Source organism: Haloferax sp. AS1 (genome assembly GCF_014530665.1).
Lineage (GTDB): Archaea > Halobacteriota > Halobacteria > Halobacteriales > Haloferacaceae > Haloferax > Haloferax volcanii.
Genome location: NZ_SPSA01000001.1, coordinates 1732052 through 1750002 on the forward strand (window position 1 = coordinate 1732052; position 17951 = coordinate 1750002).

At 69.4% G+C, this 17951-nt stretch carries 21 protein-coding genes; 10 read left to right on the forward strand and 11 right to left on the reverse strand.

What is annotated here, in order from left to right:
- Positions 1-91 precede the first annotated feature (91 nt).
- Positions 92-1186 (forward strand): aminopeptidase, encoded by a 1095-nt coding sequence (locus tag E4P24_RS09195; RefSeq protein WP_115803300.1) that lies wholly within the window; start codon positions 92-94, stop codon positions 1184-1186.
- 96 nt (positions 1187-1282) lie between these two features.
- On the opposite strand, the gene E4P24_RS09200 is transcribed toward E4P24_RS09195, so the two are convergent.
- Positions 1283-1585 (reverse strand): rubrerythrin-like domain-containing protein, encoded by a 303-nt coding sequence (locus E4P24_RS09200; protein WP_004041718.1) that lies wholly within the window; start codon positions 1583-1585, stop codon positions 1283-1285.
- Between the two features lie 154 nt (positions 1586-1739).
- Between E4P24_RS09200 and E4P24_RS09205 the strand changes: the two genes are divergently transcribed.
- From E4P24_RS09205 to E4P24_RS09215, 3 genes are read left to right on the forward strand one after another with little or no spacing between them, the layout of a single operon-like run.
- Positions 1740-2141, forward strand: coding sequence for a 30S ribosomal protein S6e (locus tag E4P24_RS09205; RefSeq protein WP_188148395.1), 402 nt, complete (start codon positions 1740-1742; stop codon positions 2139-2141).
- A 24-nt stretch (positions 2142-2165) separates the two neighbouring features.
- Positions 2166-2603 (forward strand): hypothetical protein, encoded by a 438-nt coding sequence (locus E4P24_RS09210; RefSeq protein ID WP_188148396.1) that lies wholly within the window; start codon positions 2166-2168, stop codon positions 2601-2603.
- Between the two features lie 54 nt (positions 2604-2657).
- The gene (locus tag E4P24_RS09215) at positions 2658-3086 is read left to right on the forward strand and encodes a DUF5807 family protein (RefSeq protein WP_004041714.1); all 429 of its coding nucleotides are present in this window, start codon (positions 2658-2660) and stop codon (positions 3084-3086) included.
- A gap of 45 nt (positions 3087-3131) precedes the next feature.
- On the opposite strand, the gene E4P24_RS09220 is transcribed toward E4P24_RS09215, so the two are convergent.
- The gene (locus E4P24_RS09220) at positions 3132-4433 is read right to left on the reverse strand and encodes a DHH family phosphoesterase (RefSeq protein ID WP_188148397.1); all 1302 of its coding nucleotides are present in this window, start codon (positions 4431-4433) and stop codon (positions 3132-3134) included.
- Positions 4434-4536: 103 nt separating this feature from the next.
- A complete protein-coding gene (locus E4P24_RS09225) occupies positions 4537-4998 on the reverse strand; it encodes a universal stress protein (RefSeq protein ID WP_186328097.1) in 462 nt (153 codons plus the stop codon).
- 101 nt (positions 4999-5099) lie between these two features.
- On the opposite strand from E4P24_RS09225, the gene E4P24_RS09230 reads away from it, so the two are divergent.
- Complete coding sequence (locus E4P24_RS09230) at positions 5100-5555, forward strand: universal stress protein (protein ID WP_004041708.1); 456 nt, start codon at positions 5100-5102, stop codon at positions 5553-5555.
- A gap of 51 nt (positions 5556-5606) precedes the next feature.
- On the opposite strand, the gene E4P24_RS09235 is transcribed toward E4P24_RS09230, so the two are convergent.
- Both E4P24_RS09235 and E4P24_RS09240 read right to left on the reverse strand, forming a co-directional pair.
- Positions 5607-6161: a GNAT family N-acetyltransferase gene (locus E4P24_RS09235; RefSeq protein ID WP_008574696.1), complete on the reverse strand. Its 555-nt coding sequence runs from the start codon at positions 6159-6161 to the stop codon at positions 5607-5609.
- Positions 6158-6526, reverse strand: coding sequence for a universal stress protein (locus tag E4P24_RS09240; RefSeq protein ID WP_004041703.1), 369 nt, complete (start codon positions 6524-6526; stop codon positions 6158-6160). Before E4P24_RS09240 ends, E4P24_RS09235 begins: the two co-directional genes overlap by 4 nt.
- A 120-nt stretch (positions 6527-6646) precedes the next feature.
- On the opposite strand from E4P24_RS09240, the gene E4P24_RS09245 reads away from it, so the two are divergent.
- Positions 6647-7399 (forward strand): DUF5806 family protein, encoded by a 753-nt coding sequence (locus E4P24_RS09245; RefSeq protein ID WP_004063073.1) that lies wholly within the window; start codon positions 6647-6649, stop codon positions 7397-7399.
- A 62-nt stretch (positions 7400-7461) separates the two neighbouring features.
- On the opposite strand, the gene E4P24_RS09250 is transcribed toward E4P24_RS09245, so the two are convergent.
- A complete protein-coding gene (locus tag E4P24_RS09250) occupies positions 7462-7989 on the reverse strand; it encodes a hypothetical protein (RefSeq protein ID WP_006601078.1) in 528 nt (175 codons plus the stop codon).
- A 126-nt stretch (positions 7990-8115) separates the two neighbouring features.
- Here E4P24_RS09250 and E4P24_RS09255 point away from each other — a divergent pair, with 126 nt between their 5' ends.
- On the forward strand, positions 8116-8568 hold the full coding sequence (locus tag E4P24_RS09255; RefSeq protein WP_004063072.1) for a hypothetical protein: 453 nt from the start codon (positions 8116-8118) through the stop codon (positions 8566-8568).
- Positions 8569-8600: 32 nt separating this feature from the next.
- Here E4P24_RS09255 and E4P24_RS09260 read toward each other — a convergent pair whose 3' ends face one another.
- Together E4P24_RS09260 and E4P24_RS09265 are read right to left on the reverse strand one after the other, a co-directional pair.
- Positions 8601-9890, reverse strand: a complete 1290-nt coding sequence (locus tag E4P24_RS09260; RefSeq protein ID WP_115861264.1) for a dihydroorotase — start codon at positions 9888-9890, stop codon at positions 8601-8603.
- An 88-nt stretch (positions 9891-9978) separates the two neighbouring features.
- Positions 9979-10665 (reverse strand): lipoate--protein ligase family protein, encoded by a 687-nt coding sequence (locus E4P24_RS09265; RefSeq protein WP_188148398.1) that lies wholly within the window; start codon positions 10663-10665, stop codon positions 9979-9981.
- A 54-nt stretch (positions 10666-10719) separates the two neighbouring features.
- Here E4P24_RS09265 and E4P24_RS09270 point away from each other — a divergent pair, with 54 nt between their 5' ends.
- Positions 10720-11631: a hypothetical protein gene (locus E4P24_RS09270; RefSeq protein ID WP_170076678.1), complete on the forward strand. Its 912-nt coding sequence runs from the start codon at positions 10720-10722 to the stop codon at positions 11629-11631.
- A gap of 221 nt (positions 11632-11852) precedes the next feature.
- Entirely contained in the window at positions 11853-12536 is a 684-nt protein-coding gene (locus E4P24_RS09275; protein WP_008574713.1) for a helix-turn-helix domain-containing protein, read from the forward strand.
- Between the two features lie 199 nt (positions 12537-12735).
- Here the strand turns inward: E4P24_RS09275 and E4P24_RS09280 are convergent, their stop codons facing one another.
- Positions 12736-13863 (reverse strand): hypothetical protein, encoded by a 1128-nt coding sequence (locus E4P24_RS09280; protein ID WP_188148399.1) that lies wholly within the window; start codon positions 13861-13863, stop codon positions 12736-12738.
- A gap of 60 nt (positions 13864-13923) precedes the next feature.
- Positions 13924-16503, reverse strand: coding sequence for a PAS domain S-box protein (locus E4P24_RS09285; protein WP_188148400.1), 2580 nt, complete (start codon positions 16501-16503; stop codon positions 13924-13926).
- A 237-nt stretch (positions 16504-16740) separates the two neighbouring features.
- On the opposite strand from E4P24_RS09285, the gene E4P24_RS09290 reads away from it, so the two are divergent.
- On the forward strand, positions 16741-17226 hold the full coding sequence (locus tag E4P24_RS09290; protein WP_004041693.1) for a PaaI family thioesterase: 486 nt from the start codon (positions 16741-16743) through the stop codon (positions 17224-17226).
- 78 nt (positions 17227-17304) lie between these two features.
- On the opposite strand, the gene E4P24_RS09295 is transcribed toward E4P24_RS09290, so the two are convergent.
- Complete coding sequence (locus E4P24_RS09295; protein ID WP_188148401.1) at positions 17305-17877, reverse strand: cysteine hydrolase family protein; 573 nt, start codon at positions 17875-17877, stop codon at positions 17305-17307.
- Positions 17878-17951: the final 74 nt, after the last annotated feature.

Sequence of the window (17951 nt, forward strand, 5' to 3'; positions counted from 1 at the left end):
GCGTCGGCATCGTCCGCGGGGGGTGGTAGTGGTTGTGGTTTGGCGCGTTCGCGGACGCCGACGTTTTTACCGCCGCGCGCGAGGGTCGCGTATGGACGAACGCATCCACGAGCACGCCGCGGTGCTCGTCGACTGGAGCGCGCGAATCGAGGCCGGCGACGACGTGGTCGTCTCCGTCGGCGAGGGGGCTCACGACCTCGCGGTCGCCGTCGCCGACGCACTCGGCGAGCGCGGCGCGAACGTCGTCACGACGTACGCCTCCGAGGAGGTCCAGCGGGCGTACCTCCGCGCGCACGACGGCGACTTCGAACTTCCCGAACACGAACTCGCCCTCTACGAGGCCGCCGACTCGGTGCTCTTTCTCGGCGGCACCCGCAACACGGCGGCGACCGCCGACGTACCGACCGAGACGCGGCAGGCCTACGGCCGCGCCACGAGCGAGGTCAAAGAGGCGCGCATGGACACCGATTGGGTCTCGACGGTCCACCCCACCCGCGCGGCGGCCCAGCAGGCGGGCATGTCCTTCGAGGCGTACGCCGACTTCGTTTACGACGCGATTCTCCGCGACTGGTCGGAACTCGCCGAGGAGATGGCGAACATGAAAGACGTGCTCGACGCCGGGTCGGAGGTCCGCATCGTCAAGGCCGACACCGACCTCACGATGTCCATCGAGGGGCGGACCGCCGTCAACTCCGCGGCGTCGGTCGCCTACGACTCCCACAACCTCCCGTCGGGCGAGGTGTTCACCGCGCCCGTCGAGGACGCCGTCGAGGGCGAGGTGTTCTTCGACGTGCCGATGACGCTTGAGGGTCAGCGCGTCGAGAACGTCCACCTGACGTTCGAGGGCGGCGAGGTCGTGGACTTCTCCGCGGGCGCGGGCGAGGACGCGCTGGCCGGCATCCTCGACACCGACGAGGGCGCGCGCCGACTCGGTGAACTCGGCATCGGCATGAACCGCGGCATCGACCGCTTCACCGACAGCATCCTCTTCGACGAGAAGATGGGCGACACCGTCCACCTCGCGGTCGGTCGAGCCTACGGCGCGTGTCTCCCGGAGGGCGAAGACGGCAACCAGTCCGCGGTCCACACGGACATGATAACCGACATGAGCGAGGACTCGCGCATCGAGGTCGACGGCGAGGTCGTCCAGCGGAACGGCACGTTCCGGTGGGAAGACGGGTTTTAACCCGCCGCAGCGCCGTCTCTGTCTTCTCGGTGCGGCGAGCACGAACCACCGCGAACGTCGTGTCTGTGCCTCCTCCTGGACTCCGCCGCTTGCGACTCAGTCCCGACCCGTGCCGGCGTTGCGAAGCGTCCCGCCGCACTCCGGGCAGACTCGTTCGTGAACGGCCTCTTCGGACTTGTAGCCGCAGGTGGGACATTCGTGGCGTCGCTGTTTTACGAGCGTTGTCGGCCGGGGTTCGACGAGCGTCGTCGGCTCCGCCTCGACCAACGCCTCCGTCCGGCGCTCGACCAACTCCGCCGGGCGTCGTTCGACGAGGTCCGTCGGCTCGGGGCCGACCAGCGCCCTCGATTTGGCTTTGACGAGGGCTACGACCCCACGCGTGTCGATATCCTTGCTCATGTTACGGTGTACGATATGTTGAATGTTAACTCTTACCTGGGTTCTCCGTTCTCCCTGACGACGCCGAATTCGGCCGTTTCACCCCGATTCGGTGGGTGCGGTCCCGAGACGCGCTTTCGACGTACTTTTTATCCGCGACCGTTTTCATCCGCGCATGGCAGAATTCATGGTCGTCGTCGCCGACCCCGACTCCGGTGCGACCTACCAAGTCGACGTCGAAGGACAGGACGCAAACCGATTCCTCGGCCGCGACCTCGGTGACGAGGTCGACGGCGCGGCCGTCGGTCTCGACGGCTTCACGCTCGAACTGACGGGCGGTTCGGACAAGGCCGGCCGACCGATGCACCCCGACGTGCCCGGCGGCGCGCTCAAGGAAATCCTCGCCGAAGACGGCATCGGCTACAAGCCGTCCCGCGACGGCGAGCGCAAGCGCATCACCGTCCGCGGCCGCGAGGTCTCCGACGAGACCGTCCAGATCAACGCGAAGGTCGTCGCCGGCGAGGGCGACGTCGCCGCCGCCTTCGGTGAGGGCGACGACGAAGAAGCCGACGAATAACGCCGTCTCACTCCTCTCTTCCCCGTGTCAGAGCAACTGCCCTCCGACCATCCGTCGGTCCAGACGTTCCGCGCGAACATCGCCCGAAGCGGCGGCACTCGCCGCCCCTGCCTGCGCGTCCCCGACGACGTGCTCGCCGCCGACGGCGATTTCGTCCGCCTCCACCTCGGCGGCACCGCCTACCACGCCCGTCTCTCGGCCGACGCCTCGGGACTCGTGATTCGCGGCGCGTACGACAACAAGCGCCTCGCTCGCACCCCGAACGACGGCGAGAATCGACTCGTCGAGTGGTGCCGCGAACACGACCGGGCCGACGGCGACGCCGTCGAACTTGACGAACTGGACGACGGCTACCAGTACGGCCTCCGGGTTCCGGGTGTCCGGCAGGTGTACCGCATCACCGAACGGCCGAACGACTCGCTTTCGAGCATCGCGGAGCAGTTCGGCCCGTCCGACGAGTGACCGGTCGGACTCCGAGACACGCCGCTTTTACGCGCCGACCGCCCTAGGCGGGGTATGAGCAAGGTAACGGAGTATCTCGCAGGCGAGCGCCTTGACGACGTGGCGCTCTATCTCACCCACGAGTACCTCGACAGTCAGGGCAAACTCCCGAACATGGGCGTCGAAGTCGACAACGGCTACGTCCTCGTCGTCCCCGGTGACGACGGCCGCCGCGCCTTCGCGGCCGGCACGGGCATGGACGCCATGGAGTTCGCCCAGACCGCCATGGGCAACGACGGCGACATCGACGACGACCTGAGCGGCGGCACCTGCCCCGAGGCGGCCGCCGAGGAGAACCACGAGGTGAAGTTCATCTTCTCGTTCGCCGAGGCGCAAAACGAGGAGGTCGGCGGCATCTACGAGGAGGGCGACGTGGTCCACGCCTACGCCAAGTGTACCTGCGGCACGACGTACTCCGACCGCTGGGTCGTCGACGACGCGTAATCGACCCCCGTTTTTCGACGCCGCGTTTCGAGTTTAGTTTCGCCGTTAGCGCTCGGTTTCGACGCCTTCGTCGTCTTCGGCGTCATCGTCGGCTTCCGCGTCGGCCGCGGCTTCCGCTTCCGCTTCCGCTTCCGCTTCCGCCTCCGCGACCGCGTCTGCGACCTGCTCGAACGCCCGGAGGATGACGCGCTTCGTCGTCGCGCCCTGCGTCGTCCAGTGGTGAGCGTAGTCGAGCATGTCGTCGTAGATGTCGGGCTTACAGCCGGCGGCCTTCGGGTGGCCGCCGCCGTTGACGAGGTCCGCGACCTCGTGACAGCGCTCGAAGTCGTCGGAGCCGCGAATGGAGGCGCTTCCGGCGGGCTTGACGACGACCGCCGCGTCCGCGCCCGCCTCGCGGAGGGCGTCGGCGACCTCGTTCTGCGAGCAGCGGCCGTAGGTGACGCCGACCGTCCAGTCGCCGACGGTCTTCAGGTCGGCGCGGTCAACGGCGGCTTGGATGAGGTTCTCCTTTTCGACGCGGCGGTGGGCGATGTACTCTTCGACGACCGGCGGGAGGTCCGCGCCGTACGCGCCGACGACGGCGACGTACTCCTCTTTCGAGGTCCAGTAGGCGTAGTCCGCGAGGTCCTGGCTCCGCTCGTCTTCGTTCAGCCAGAGGTCGTGGTCGCGGGTGACGGCCGCGAGTTCGGAAAACCGCTCGTCGAACTCGTAGTCGAGTTCGCGGAGCGTCACGTCGGTCGAACACTCCTCGTCGGACTCGCCGACGACGAGGTCGACGCCGGCCTCGCGGACCGCCTCGGCCACCTCGGGCTTCCACTGGTGGTGGTCGTACCAGTGAATCTCGCCCGCCGTCTCGACGAGCGCGGCGAGTTCCTCCTCGACGTACTCGAACTTGTCCGGACAGAGGTCGCAGACGTACACCTCGACGCCCTCGGGAGCGTAGTCGGCCACGCGCTGGAGGTCGTCTTCCAACGAGTACGGACTCGACCCCATCAGCGCGACCGGCGATTTCGGGCGCTCTTCTTCCGCTTCCTCGTTGAGGGGCGATTCGTCCTCGTCGTCCTCGTCCTCGTCGCCTTCGTCGTCTGCGAGTTTCTCCTCGATGCGTTCCTCGAAGTCGGCCACGTCGAGTGCGGCGTCGTACGCCTCCCGGAGGAGGGCGACGCAGCCGAGGCCGTCGGCGTCGGTGTCGGTGACGACCGCGACCGACGCGTCTTCGAGTTTCGCCTTGGCGCGCTCTTCGGCGCGTTCCTCGTCGAACGACTCGGGGTAGAAGAAGCCGGCTCCGGGGAGCACGGACTTGCGGGGGAGCGAGAGCTGAGAACTGTCGATGAGCTCGTCTTCCATACGCCGAACTCGGGCGCGACGGGGAAAACTCCTCCCGATTCCGTCGGCGGAGACCGCGCCGAACGTCCCGCGGGCCGAGACCGAACCGAGCCACGCGGCCCGCTCAGGCCGCCTCGTCGCTCAGCAGGGAGTCCGTCGTCCCCTCCTCCAGCTGGCGGACCGTCAGCACCGGCACCGGACAGGTCCGGACGACGCGCTCGGCGACGCTGCCGATGAGAAAGCGGTTCTCGCCGTGGCGCCCCCGTGTTCCCATGGCGACGGCGTCGGCGTCGACCTCGCGGGCGTAGTTCGAAATCTCGGCGGCGGGGCGGCCCTCTCGCACCGCGACGGTCACCTCGCGGTCGGTCGCGGCCTCGACCTCGGCGAGCGCCTCCTCGCCGCGTTCGGTGAGCGCGTCGCGCATCTCGTCGCGGAGTCGGTCCGGCGCGGTCTCCACGTCGCCGGCGTCGATGACGTACAGCGCGTGGACCGACGCGTCGAACCGCTCTGCGAGGTCGACGGCGACGCTGACCGCCCGGCGGACGCTCGCCGAGCCGTCGGTGGCGATGACGATGGTGTCGAACATGGCTTCGGGTTCACGGCGCGGCGGCATAAAACCAGTCTGGGGCGGTCGGCCGGCGGGACCGTGGGGTGAGTTTTTTGTCGTCCCCCGACGCAGGTGGGGACATGTCACCGCGCCCGCTCTCTATCGACCTCGTTCTCGTGCCGGTCGACCAAAGCGAGGAGGCGACGCGCGCGGCGGAGTACGCCGCCGCCGTCGCGGCCGAGTACGACGCCGCGGTCCACGCCGTCCACGTCCTCGGCGAGGACGTCGTCCGCGCCATAGAGCAGGGCGTCGTCGACGAGGACGCCGTCGCCGAGGACAGCAAGGCCGTCACCGACACGGTGTCGGCGCTCGCAGAGACCGCCGACGTGCCCGTCACCACGTCGGTCGCCTACGGCTTCTCGCGGACGAGCAAGCTCCGCCACCCCGGCAGCGTCGTCCTCGACACCGCAGAAGAACTCGACGCGGACTTCATCGTCGTGCCCCGAGAGCCCGTCTCGGGCGACCCCGGCGAGGTGCTCGCCAAGGCCGCCGAGTACGTCCTCCTGTACGCCAGCCAGCCCGTGCTTTCGGTCTGAATCCTGTCTGAATCCTGAATCGTTGGTCGTTGTCGCGGCTCGCCGCCGCCCTCAGCCGCCCTCGTCGTCCGGCGGTTCGGCGAGTCGGATAGTCATCTCCAACTCGAAGCTCTCGGCGTCGCTCGTCTCGAAGCCGACGGTCTGGTAGAGGCCGACCGCCGCGCGGTTCCACCGCTCGACCGTGAGCCACACCTTCTCCACGCCGGCCTCCCGGCCGTGGCCGAGCAGCGCCTTGATGAGCCGCGTCCCGATGCCGGCGCGCTGGTACGTCTGGTGGACGAAGATGGCGAGTTCGTAGGCGTCGCCGTCGGGGACGAGCGTCGCGTGGCCGGCCACCTCGTCGCCGTCCCACGCGATGACGTTCAGGCAGTCCTCGTCGAGGATGTTCTCCAGCCAGTCGCGGATGCGGTCCTCGCGCCCCGGCGGGATGCCCTGCGCGCGGTCCGAGGGGTCGAACGCGTCGTACATCTCGACGAGCGCCTCCAACTCCTCGTCGGAGCCGTCGTGCGCGCGCACCTCGATGGTGCGGTCTTCCCCGTCGGTGAACGACAGCGGCGGCGCGTCGTACGGGTCGGCGACGGCGTCGGAGAACGTTCGGTCGCTCATCGTACTAGGGTGACGGTCACGTGGGAGTTCAACAGGACGAACTCCGCGATGTTGCCGATCTGTATCTTCCCCATCGGGCTCGTCTCGCCGCCGCCGAGCACCAGTTGGTCGAACCCCTCGTTCTCGGCGAGGTCCACGAGGGCGCTCCCCGGGTCGCCGTCGAGCGCGCGGACGGTCGCGTCGACGCCGCGCTCGTCGAGCAGTTCCGTCACCCGCGTTTCCATCTCCTCGCGCGAGCGCTCGCCGGACGGGTTGTCGACGATGGCGACCGTGAGGTCGTCGCCGACCTCGGCCGTCCGTTCGACCGTCGTTTCGAGCGCCCGCATGGAATCGTCGCTGCCACCGATTCCGAGCAGTACCTTCATGATTCCCAATCTCGCGGGCGCGATAGAAAACCCTTACCCGGAAACGGGGGGCGACATCCCCGCCGGCGGGGGACCGCGCGTCGCGGAACCCTTTTCGGCCGTGCCGCGGTAGCCCGCGGTATGACAGACGAGTCCGACGAGTTCGAGACGGGCGCGAGCGACGCCGAGGAGACGGCTCGCCCCGACGCGGACCCGCGAGCGGCGGCGGACGAAGCGGCGGGAGACACGGAGCCAGCAGACCCGGCCACCGACTCGGAGACTGCGGGCGCGGAACCGAGAGACGACGCCGGAGCCGATGCCGACGCCGAAACTGCGACTGAATCCGAGGCCGGCGACGCCGGTCCAGACGCCGGAGCCGACGCCGACGACGCGGTTCCCGAGGACGTACAGAAGTACGCCCGGTTCAAGAAGGTCGACGGCGCGCAGTACGACCGCGTCAACGACTTCCTCCGCGAGCGGACCTACGTGACGGCCCGCGAGTGGGCAATCGCGCGACTCTGCGCCGACTTCCGGACCGAGACGGGCGTCGAGATGACGAAAATCGGGAACAACCTCCCCGAACTCGTCCCCTTCATGACCGATACCTACACGCCGCAGGCGGTCAATCAGGCCCGGTCTGCGTTCCGCGACAAGGTCCGGAAGTCGGGCGCGACGTTCCTCTACGGCGCGATGTCGGGGTTCTTCACGGCCGAGGAACTCGACGAGATGATGTACGAGGTGACGGAAATCGCCAAGTTCCTGCTCGAAGTCGAGGGCGTCGACCTCTCGGTCGAAGAGGAACTCGAAGCCGAAGAGCGCATTTCGAGCGTCATGCGCGAGGTCCGCGAGGCGAGCACGGAACTGCGGCAAGAGGAACTGTCTGACGAGGAGTGAGGCCCCGCGGTCCGTGCGACCCCACGGCTTCGACCCCGGACCGACGCCGCGCCGACTCGCAGTCAGGGGAAAAGCGGGTCCGGTTCCGACTGGACTAACTCGACGCGTCGGTCCGCCTCGACCGGCCGAACGTAGAGCCGGAGTTCGTCCTGTTTTCGCGCCTTCGTCGCCATCGCGTCCACCTCGCCCAGCTCGTAGTACAGCGGGACGACGACGGCCTTCGACGCCGCGGCGTCCTGCACGACCGAGACGACGAACACGGTGTCGTCCTCGCGGGCGCGGTACACGTCGTAGCGGTCGAACTCGGCCGACTCGACCCACGACGACAGCGCGTCGAACTCGCTTCCGGGGACGAGCACGTCGAAGCCGACGCGCTCCGTCGCCTCCGGCAGGTTCGCCGGCGGCAACACCGACACGTCGCCGGGATGGAGCACGAGCGTCTCCCAGCCCTCGTCTTCGTACTCGGCCGCGGTCGCCTCGGCGTCCTCCACGACCGTCTCCCAGAACGACAGCAGTCCCGTGAGTGCGTGCGGTTCGTCGGCGTCCGCGTTCGGGTCGCGGCCTCGCGGCGGCGTCCGCTCGTCGGTCATGCGTGTCACTCCCTCGGGGAGTCGGACGGGAAAAAGATTCGCTTGCGTCGGGTTCGTCCGGTCCGGCGGGGGTCCCGACACCCGACGGCGGAACTGCTATCTGTCTCCCCGCCGACAGTCGGCCCGATGCGATGGTCACTCCGCGCGGTCCTCGGGTCGCTCCAACTCCCCGTCGCCGGGGCCGGGGTCGCGCTTCTCGCGTTCGTCTGGCGGACCGCCGTCACGATGCCCCCGCCGCCGCCCGGAAGCGACGGCTTCGCCCACGGGCTCGCGGGCTTTTTCCTCCTCGTGTTCGGGGTCGCCGGCTTCGTCCTCCTCGCTGGTGGCCTGCTCATCCCGCCGGGACCGGGATACGGCGTCCGGTTCACTCGCAGACAGCGCTGGCTGTTCGCGTACGCGCTGGTCGCCCCGGCGCTCGCCGTGGGCGGTTTCCTCGGGACGGTCGTCCTGTCGGCCGGCCTCGGTGGTCTCGGCGGCCTCGCCGGGTCGGCAGTCTCGCTGGTCGCACTGACCGCGCCGCTGGCGGTGCTCGTCGGCGTCGGCTGGAAGGGCGCACAGGTCGCGGCCGCGCGGTTCTGAGAGTTTCGCGCCGCAGTCGCGCTCAGTTGCGCTCAGTCGCGGACGTTCTCGCCGGCGACCGCGCCGAACTCGTCGCCGTCCCAGACGAACTCGCCGCGGAGCATCGTCCACTCGGGGAAGACGCCGGTGTGGCCCTCGAACGGCGTCCACTCGCAGTTCGAGTGGAGGTCCGCGCCGCGAATCTCGCGGGCGGCGTCGAGGTCGTACAGCGCGAGGTCGGCGTCCGCGCCCGCCTCGATGCGGCCCTTGCGCGGCAGGTCGAACACGTCGGCGGGGTTCGCGGCGACCACGTCGCGGACGCGCTCGGCGGTGAGGTCGCCGGCGACGACCGCGCCGAGAAGCAGGGGCACCATCGTCTCGACGCCGGGGACGCCGCTCGGGGCGTCGAGGAGCGACCGTTCTTTCTCCTCGCGCGTGTGCGGCGCGTGGTCCGTGGCGACCATGTCGATGCGGCCGTCGGCGAGGCGCTCGAACATGGCCTCGCGGCGCGCCTCGGAGCGGAGCGGCGGGTTCATCCGGCCGTAGGTGCCCAACTCGTCGAGGTCGTCGCGGGACAGAAACAGGTGGTGCGGCGTCGCCTCGCAGGTCGCGCCGCCGTCGCGGGCGGCGTCGACGCCCTCCGGCGTGCTCGTGTGGGCGATGTGAATCTGCGCGCCGGTCTCGCCGCCGACGCGGACGGCGCGCTCGACGGCGACCGCTTCGGCCTCGGCGGTCCGGTAGGCGCTCCACGCGTCGGCGTCGGCGTCGCGGCCGACCCCGCCGAGGTCGCCCTCGATGGCCGATTCGTCGAACAGGTCGGCGTCCTCGGCGTGGACCGTGACGGGCACGCCCGCCTCGCCGGCGCGCTCCGCGGCCTCGGCAAACAGGTCGGCCTCGATGCCCATGTCGCCGGTCGAATCGGCCAGAAACACCTCGCCGAGGGCGAAAAGCGGTCGGTCGAACAGGCTGTCCGGGTCCCAGTCGGCGGTGACGCCGCCGTTGATACCGTAGTCGATGCAGGCGTTCGCGGCGCACTCCGCTTTCACGTCGAAGCCCGCGCCGTCGGTCGTCGTCGGGTCGGTGTTCGGCTGGTCGGCGACGGTCGTCACGCCCCCCGCGGCGGCGCTCCGCGCGCCGGTCTCCCACGTCTCCTTGTGCTCGAATCCCGGTTCGCGGAAGTGGACGTGCACGTCGATAGCGCCCGGCAGAAGCAGGTTCTCCTCGGCGTCGACGGTCTCCTCGTCGGCGACGGGGTCGAGGTCACCGACCGCCTCGACGGTTCCGTCCTCGACGCGGACGTCGACGGCGCGGCCGTCGGCCAGCGTCGCGTTCTCGATTCGCATACGAGGGGGTGCGACGCGCCGGGTGCTAAGTCCGGCGGTTCGGGGAGTGACGGGGCCGGCGGTTCGGGGAGCGGTCGCAGTCAGTCGCTCACGCGAGGTCCGCCGCGCCTTCGACGCGCGTCTCCGCGTCGCCAACGAAGGCGGCTTCGAGGGCGTCGCAGACCGCGTCGGAACTGGCCGGGCCGCCGGCGTCGGCGACGCTCCCCACCGAATCCGGGTCGAAGGGAACGTCGATGGCCTCGTAGACGGGCGCGAGCACGTCGGCTATCTCGTCGCGGTCGGTGACGACGACCACGCCGGAGACGAGCGCGCTCTCTTTTCGAACGCGCTGGGCGAGGCCGCAGAGCTTCCCGCCCGCTTGGACCGAGTGGTCGCCGGGGCAGTACGACGCCGGGGGCTCGCCCCGCCGCGCGGGGACGCCGAGGGTTCGCAGGGCGCGGACGACGGCGGTCGTTCCGGCCTCGTACCGCGCGTCGAGGCCGCTCCGGGCGTCGTCGAGGGGAACCGCGTGGGCGAACGCGACGGTGGTTCCCGTGTAGGCCACCGCGCGGCCGCCGACGGAGCGCTCGACAGCGGGAAAACCGCGTTCCTCGGCGGCGGCGACGGCCTCGTCGTACCGCGGGGCGCGGGTGTCGCGCCTGCCGAACGCGAGCTGTCGGTGCGGCGTCCACGCGCGGAACGCCGGTTCGTCCGTGTCGCCCGCCTCGCAGAGCATGGCCGCGGTGACCGCCCGGTCCGCCTCCCGGTCGGGCCCGCGGCCGCGGATGACGCGCATGCCCGAGAGAACCACCCCGACGTACCTAAGCGCACCCGTCCCGTCCCGACGACCATGCTGCGACTGCCGCGGCCGATGCTCTCGCGCTTCGAGCGCTTCTCGCTCTACAACTCGCCGTACCCCGCCCACGACAGCGGGTGTGCTATCGACCTCTACGTCGCCGCCGACGACCCGGTGGCCCGCTCGCCCGTCGCGGGCGTCGTCCGCGAGACGCGGACCGTCCGCGCGCCCGACAAGCCCTACGCCCACGACGACGAGTACCTCATCCTCGTCGATGTCGACGCCGACGCCACCGGACTGGACTGGCTCGGCGACCCCGACGACGACCCCCGGGACGGACTGGTCGCGCGCATCCTCCACGTCGACCCCGGCGTCGACGCGGGCGACGAGGTCGCGGTCGGTGACTCGCTGGGACGGCTCGTCCGCTCCGGCTTTTTCGCGCCGTGGGTCTCGAACCACGTCCACGTCGGCTTTCGGGCCGCGGACGCGAACCACCACCGGGCTCGGGGGTCGCTCCCGGTGTCGCCCGACGTGACCGTCTCGCCGCTCGACTGGGACGGGACGGGAACCGTCGTCGAGACGGCCGAGACGTTCGTCGTTCTCGACGCCCCGACCCGCGCCGACGCGGCGGTCGCCCCCGACGGGTTCGTCGGTCTCGCCAGCGACGAGGGCGTCGTCCTCGACGGCGGGCTCGCCCACTACGGCTTCGGGGGCGCGCTCTCGCCCGTCGAAGACGGACAATCGCTGTCGCTCCTCGGCGAGCGGGTCGGCCGGGCGGCCGGCCGCGACGTTCCGTGGGCCGACTTCGACGTGCTCGTCGACGGCGTTCAAATCACTGGATTGTCACTATTCGCGTCTCGCGTCGACTTCGGGAGCAAACTCGTCTGTCCCGGTCACGGCTTCGCCACCGGCGACGAGGTGTCGGTCGAGATTCGCCCCAGCGCCGACCCGATTCGACTCGACTGACGGCGGCAGAAGTGTCATGAAACTGTTTTTAAATCCTCTCCGGCGCGACTGCCCGACACCTCCACTTTGTGGCACCATTTTTAAACACCTTTACTATGAAAGGATTAGTCTCCGCAAAAAATATCCTTCGGTCGCCCGTATTTTTCTCCGTTCGTGAGATCCGACATACGAGCGTGTGCCGTCGCTTCGGTGTTCGATGCAGCCGCTGCCTCCGCGCTGCGATGACCGGCGACCACGCCAGTGGGTACGAGGTCGAACTCGGCCACCCGCTGGCCGGGGCCTCGCCCGACGGAACGTTCGAGGACCCCGAGTTCGAACTCACGTTCGTCGGCGGTATCCCGGTGACGGACGAGCCGGTTCCCTACTTCGTCGCCCGCGGGAGCGACCGCGAGGCGCTCGACGACCTGCTCGACGACCACGCGAGCATCGAGCGCTTCGAACCGATATCGGACGGACCCGAGGGACGGCTTTACCGCTGCGAGTGGGCGACCCGCGACGGCGACATCCTCTCGGCCATCCGCGAGTGCGACGGCATCGTCCGGCGAATGGTCGGCACGAGGTACGGCTGGTCGCTGTCGGTGTACTTCCCGTCGAACGAGCTGACCACCCGATTCCACGACGCCTGTCTCTCCCGCGATATCGACATCGACGTGCGCCGCGTCGAACCGGCCCGCCTCGACGAGCGTCACCCCCCGGACACCGGCCTCTCGGAGAAACAGCTGACGGCGCTTCGGCTCGCCTTCGAACGGGGCTACTTCGAGACGCCGAAAGAGGCGGGTCTCGACGACATCGCGAGCCGGTTGGGTATCACCGAACAGGCGCTCTCACAGCGGCTTCGTCGGGCCCTCCGAAACCTCGTCGGGTCGACGATAGACGACCTCGACCGCGGTTCGCGGTCCGAGTGAAGAGCCGATGATGCGTCAAAACGGGACCGTGGTGGGGCGCGGCAACCGGGCGCGAGATGCCACGGCGGGTGTCGATTTCGCCGCCGGAACGGCGCGACTCGCGGCTCTCCGGCGGTGCGCCCGTGTGGGGGGTGCCACCGACGCATATCGGTACGCCGATTCTAGTAATATATCTGACCCTTGTGTGGACAATCGGTATTTAAGCGGCGTCGAAGTAATCGAGATACCCCGAGGCGAACGCCCGTAGTTCGTCGTACGTCGGCGGCGACCCGGTTCTGACGAAGTGTCCCGCGACGGCGTTGCCGACGACGAGCGACTCCACGCGACCGAGGTCGAGGACGTGCGCGAGCGCGAGGCCCGCGTTGAAGTGGTCGCCCGAACTCGTCGTCAACACCGGGTCGTCCGTCCGGGGGACCCCGACGGTCGCGGTTCCCGCCTCGTCGACGAGGTGCGCCTCCTCGATGCCGTGGCCCGCGAACCGACTGACGCCGAGGTGGTCGAACGCCGCCTGTGACTCGCGGCCGAAGTCGTCGCTCTCGACGCCCGCCAGCCGCGCGAGATAGCGCGTCTCGTAGCGGTTCGCAGAGACGACGACGCGCACCGCGTCGTCCAGCGCCGACACCTGCTCGACGCCCGCGGCGACCACGTCGGGCTCTCGCTTTCTGAGGTCGCCGGGGTCCAAAAGCAGCGTCTCCGGCGGGTCCGACAGCGTCGGCCACAGCTCCTCGCGGAGGCCGCGGGCCACGTCCGGTAGCTCGGGCATCTCCGACCAGTAGCCCATCCCGACGAGTTCGGCCCCGTCGACCAGTTCGGCCAGTCGGTCGAGGCCGACGCGCGACTCGATTCCGGCCCAGTCGAGCGTCATCAGCGCGCCGATTTCGGTGAGCATCAGCTTCCCGTCGCCGAACTCGACGGCGTCGGTGTAGCCCGGCGACCCGAGGGTCTCCAGCGGGAGGTGGCCGAACTCCTCGACGAACGGCTCTTCGACCGGGTCGCCGAGACAGCCGACGACTCCGGGCTCGAACCCCATCCGGTCGAAGGCGCGCGCGAGGTGGCTCACGTGTCCGCCGGTGCGGACGCCGTCTTGAATCCACTCGAAGGTGAGCGAACTCTCGGCTTCGACCGAGTCGTTCACGCGGTCAGCGAACGCGTCGAGCGTCGGCACCCGCTCGTAGGTATCTGCCGACTGTCGCTCGGAGACGAACTCCCGAACGCGGTCGATGTAGCCGTCGAATCCGAACAGCACCCGCCCGCCGTCGACGCGCTCGGGCAGCGACTCCCGACACGAGTCGGCCGCGCGGACCGTCGTCTCGTCCGGTGTTTCCATGGCGCTCCGTTCGGACGACCCGCAATTAGTGTTGCCGCCGGCGGCGACACTCTCGGCCCGTCAGTGGTCGCTTTCGGTCGTGATTTCGAACCGTGCGCCGCCGTCGTCGCTCTCGACGAACCAGACGCTCCAGCCGTGGGCGTTTACGACGCTCATGACGACGCTGAGGCCGAAGCCGGTCCCCTCGGAACTCGTGGTGTAGCCCGCCTCGAACATGCGGGGGCGGTCGTCCGGCGGAATCCCCGGGCCGTCGTCTTCGACGTAGAAGCCGGCGCGGTCGTCGAGGGGGCCGACCCGGACGGTCACGTCGTCGCCGCCGTGGCGAATCGCGTTCGAAAAGAGGTTTTCGAGGAGCTGTCTGAGCCGCCCGCGGTGGGCGTCGACCGGGATTTCGCCGTCGGTGACGAGCGTCGCTTCCGGCGCGTCGCTCGCGGCGGTCGTCCACGCCGCCTCGGCGACGCCCCCGAGCGACAGTCGCTCGGCCTCCTCGACCGTCTGACCGTTGCGCGCGAGCGCCAACATGTCCTCGACGATGCCGGCCATCCGCTCGTGGGCGTCGGCGACGCGGTCCAGTTCGTCGCCGTCGTACTGCTCGCGGGCGAGGTCGAGATAGCCCATCGCCGCGTTCAGCGGGTTCTTGAGGTCGTGCGAGACGACCGACGCGAACGATTCGAGCTGTTCGTTCTGGCTGGCGAGTTCGCGCTCGCGCCGCCGCAAGAGCTGTTCGCGTTCGACCCGGTCCAAGACCGCGCGGGTGTTGGCGGCCAACACCTTCGCCAACGCGATGCGCTGGTCGGCCAGCGAGTCGTCGCCGACGGACGCGACGAAGAACACGCCGTGGTCGGGAATCGGCACGATGAGTTCCTCTTTGACCCCGGCGTCGAGGACGAACCGTCGCGGGTTCGAGTCCACGTCCCGGTAGAGGTTGTGCTCGCCGCGTTCGAACACCTCCCACGTCAGCCCGGCCCCTCGCGGAATCGGCGGCACGTCGCCGAACACGTCCCACGCCTCGTCGGTGAACGCCGTCGGGACGAGCGCGTCCTGCGACTCGTCGTACAGGAGGACGCCGCTAATCGCGTAGTCGAGGACTTCGGTGGCGGCCTCGCGGACGATTTCCGCGACTTCCTCGCGGCTCGTCGCCCCCGTCAGCCGTCGGGTCGACGCGTGCAGCGCGTTGAGCCGCTGTTCGTACCGCTTTCGCTCCGTCACGTCCGTCGAGATGCCGACCGCGCCCGCGACCTCCCCGCCGTCGTCGACGATGGGCGAGACGGTGAACTCGGCCACGTAGTTTTTCTCGGGAAACGACAGTTCGATTTCGAACCGCTCGCGCTCGCTCTCGCCGCCGAGGACGGCGTCGAGCGCGGACTGGGCGCGTTCGTACTGGTCGGCGGCGAGATAGCCGGCGTCGCGGAGCGCCGAGACGTGTCGGCCGACGAACGTCGACATGGGGATGGTCGTCCGCGAGAGCGCGGCCTCGTTGATGAACTGGACGACACCCGCCTCGTCGAGCACGTACGCGCCTTGGCCGATGCTCTCGACGATGGTCTCGTAGCGCTTGAGCCGCTGCTCGTAGCTCCGCTGTTCGGTCACGTTCCGCGAGGTGACGACGAAGCCGTCGACCGAGGTGTCGGCCTGATTGCTCCCCACGGATTCGAGCCACGTCCACGACCCCTCGGCGTTCCGCTGGCGGTACCGGACGGAGTCGGTCCCGTCGGCCCCGGTCTGGAGCGCGCGCTCGAAGACGGCCTTGACGCGGTCCCAGTCGTCGGGGTGAATCAGGTCGGCGACGTGCTCTCCGACGAGTTCGTCCTCGTCGAATCCGAGCACCTCGGTGACGGAGGGGCTCTGGTACTTGATTCGCCCGTCGGTTCCCACGAGGGTCACGAGGTCCCGTGCCAACTCCACGAGCCCGCGGAACTGCGCTTCCGTGGCCCGCTGCTCGGTCACGTCGCGCATCGAGACGAGGACGGCGTCGGAGCCGTGGTAGTCGATTTCTCTGACGTTCGTCGAGCACTCGCGGGCCGCGCCGTCGGCGTCGACGAGACGAATCTCGTAGCTCGCGGGTGCGTCGCCGCCCTGTCGTCGCGTCGTGGCGATGGCGGCGGCCCGCTCGCGGTCGTCGGGGTGGACGATACTCGACACCGACCGCTCGGCGAGTTCGCCGTCGCGCAGGCCGGTGAGCTCGGTCAGCCGGCGGTTCCAAAAGCGAAACTCGCCGTCCTGCGCGACGAAGATGGCGTCGTGGCTCTGTTCGACGACGGTCCGATACAGCGAGTCCGAGTTCCGCCCGGCCGACGCCCACTGCGTGAACTCGATGGCCCGCTCGACCCGCGCGGCGACAGAGGCAACCGCTTCCGGCGTCTCCGGGTCGCTGATAGCGATTGCGCCGCCGTCGTGGGCCGATTCCGGGGCGCTTTCGGTCAGAAAGAACACCGGGACCACGCCGACTCGGTCGCGGACGCCGGAGACGAACTCGGCGTCGAGAGCGCCGCGGACGACGACGCCGCCGACTCCGGCGTCGAGGGCACTGAACACGTCGCCGCGGTCGGCGCACGTCTCGGTCGTGAACCCGCGTCGTCCGAGGGCGTCGACGAGGCCGTCGGGGCACTCGTCGACCAGTACGACGCGGGTGTCGCTCATACCCGTATCACTCCGTGAACGTGTATATATTTCACTCACCACCGGACTGACAAGTGCTCCACGGCTCCCGTCCGCTCGGCTCACTCGCCGGTCGGTTTCCCGCTCGCAGTCGCCTCGGTGCGGCCCACTCGTTGCTCGCGGGACCGGCGAGGCGACCGCCTGCTCGCGCTGCTCGCGGGGCCGCCGGGGTTGCCACCGACCGTCGGTTACATACTATTTGACACACTCGTTCGTGATATGGCCGACGACTTTCCCGCCGAGGCCGCGGCAATCGTCCAGCGACACATCGAGGACGAACACGGCTACCTGTCGTGGCTCAACACCCGCGTCGACGCCATCGAGCGCGGCCGCATCGTGATGACCATCCCGTACGACGAGAAGCTCACCAACACCGTGTCGCCGCCGACGATTCACGGCGGTATCGCGGCGACGCTCATCGACACCGCGGGCGGCATCGCCCTCCGGACGATGCTCGACGACCCGCTCGCCGGCGGCGTCGCCACCATCAATCTCAACGTGAACTACCTGCGGCGGGCGTCGGGCGACCTGACCGCGGTCGCTGAGGTCGTCCGCGCCGGCGGCTCGGTCGGCGTGAGCACCATCACCGTCGTCAGCACCGACCCGGAAGAGGACTCGGACGTGGCCGCCCGGCAGTCGCCGTCGAGCGACTGGAACGACGCCGTCGCCACCGGACAGGGCGCGTATCGGCTCTTTCGGGAGTGAGACGCGGCCGGAGTCGCGGTCAGCGTCGGAGTCGGGGTTAGAGTCAGGGTTCCGCTCGCGCTCGGCGGGGCCGCCGGTCTACTCGAACGTCACGTCCGCGAGCGTCGCCGTCTCGCCGAACAGCCAGTCGGCGTGGTCCACGGCGTACGCCTTGTGTTCTTCCTCGATGTAGCCGAGCGCGTCGGTGACGAGAATCGGTCGGTAGTCCCGCAGGCCGGCGCTCCCGGCGGTGTGGAGGACGCAGACGTTCGCCAGCGTGCCGCAGATGAGCAGGTCGTCCACGCCGTGGCTGTCGAGCCAGCCCGCCAACTGCGTCCGGTAGAACGCGTCGTAGGTGTGCTTCTCGACGACGAGGTCCTCGTCGCGCACGTCGAGGTCGCCGTGGAGGGCGGCGTCCCGCGTCCCCTCGACGACGTGTTCGCCCCAGCGCTCGAACTCGTCGTAGTAGTGGTTGCCATCGAACTGCTCCGGCGGGTGCACGTCGCGGGTGTAGACGACGCGCGCGCCGGCGTCGCGGGCGGCGGCGACGAGTCCCGTAACCGGTTCGATTGCGGATTCGCTCCCCGGCGCGAACAGGCTCCCGTCGGGGTGACAAAAGCCGTTCTGCATATCCACGACGACCACCGCGGTTCGGGTCGGGTCGAGTTCCATGCGCGTGGGTTGCGCCGGGACGACCAAAACAGTACGCGCCGGTTCGATTCGACGCCCGAACCCGACAAGGTACT

Bases quoted from the DNA above. Each gene is read 5' to 3' on its own strand.
- E4P24_RS09195 (WP_115803300.1), top strand. From the start codon at position 92: ATGGACGAACGCATCCACGAGCACGCCGCGGTGCTCGTCGACTGGAGC.
- E4P24_RS09200 (WP_004041718.1), bottom strand. From the start codon at position 1,585: ATGAGCAAGGATATCGACACGCGTGGGGTCGTAGCCCTCGTCAAAGCC.
- E4P24_RS09205 (WP_188148395.1), top strand. From the start codon at position 1,740: ATGGCAGAATTCATGGTCGTCGTCGCCGACCCCGACTCCGGTGCGACC.
- E4P24_RS09215 (WP_004041714.1), top strand. From the start codon at position 2,658: ATGAGCAAGGTAACGGAGTATCTCGCAGGCGAGCGCCTTGACGACGTG.
- E4P24_RS09220 (WP_188148397.1), bottom strand. From the start codon at position 4,433: ATGGAAGACGAGCTCATCGACAGTTCTCAGCTCTCGCTCCCCCGCAAG.
- E4P24_RS09225 (WP_186328097.1), bottom strand. From the start codon at position 4,998: ATGTTCGACACCATCGTCATCGCCACCGACGGCTCGGCGAGCGTCCGC.
- E4P24_RS09230 (WP_004041708.1), top strand. From the start codon at position 5,100: ATGTCACCGCGCCCGCTCTCTATCGACCTCGTTCTCGTGCCGGTCGAC.
- E4P24_RS09235 (WP_008574696.1), bottom strand. From the start codon at position 6,161: ATGAGCGACCGAACGTTCTCCGACGCCGTCGCCGACCCGTACGACGCG.
- E4P24_RS09240 (WP_004041703.1), bottom strand. From the start codon at position 6,526: ATGAAGGTACTGCTCGGAATCGGTGGCAGCGACGATTCCATGCGGGCG.
- E4P24_RS09245 (WP_004063073.1), top strand. From the start codon at position 6,647: ATGACAGACGAGTCCGACGAGTTCGAGACGGGCGCGAGCGACGCCGAG.
- E4P24_RS09250 (WP_006601078.1), bottom strand. From the start codon at position 7,989: ATGACCGACGAGCGGACGCCGCCGCGAGGCCGCGACCCGAACGCGGAC.
- E4P24_RS09255 (WP_004063072.1), top strand. From the start codon at position 8,116: ATGCGATGGTCACTCCGCGCGGTCCTCGGGTCGCTCCAACTCCCCGTC.
- E4P24_RS09260 (WP_115861264.1), bottom strand. From the start codon at position 9,890: ATGCGAATCGAGAACGCGACGCTGGCCGACGGCCGCGCCGTCGACGTC.
- E4P24_RS09265 (WP_188148398.1), bottom strand. From the start codon at position 10,665: ATGCGCGTCATCCGCGGCCGCGGGCCCGACCGGGAGGCGGACCGGGCG.
- E4P24_RS09270 (WP_170076678.1), top strand. From the start codon at position 10,720: ATGCTGCGACTGCCGCGGCCGATGCTCTCGCGCTTCGAGCGCTTCTCG.
- E4P24_RS09275 (WP_008574713.1), top strand. From the start codon at position 11,853: ATGACCGGCGACCACGCCAGTGGGTACGAGGTCGAACTCGGCCACCCG.
- E4P24_RS09280 (WP_188148399.1), bottom strand. From the start codon at position 13,863: ATGGAAACACCGGACGAGACGACGGTCCGCGCGGCCGACTCGTGTCGG.
- E4P24_RS09285 (WP_188148400.1), bottom strand. From the start codon at position 16,503: ATGAGCGACACCCGCGTCGTACTGGTCGACGAGTGCCCCGACGGCCTC.
- E4P24_RS09290 (WP_004041693.1), top strand. From the start codon at position 16,741: ATGGCCGACGACTTTCCCGCCGAGGCCGCGGCAATCGTCCAGCGACAC.
- E4P24_RS09295 (WP_188148401.1), bottom strand. From the start codon at position 17,877: ATGGAACTCGACCCGACCCGAACCGCGGTGGTCGTCGTGGATATGCAG.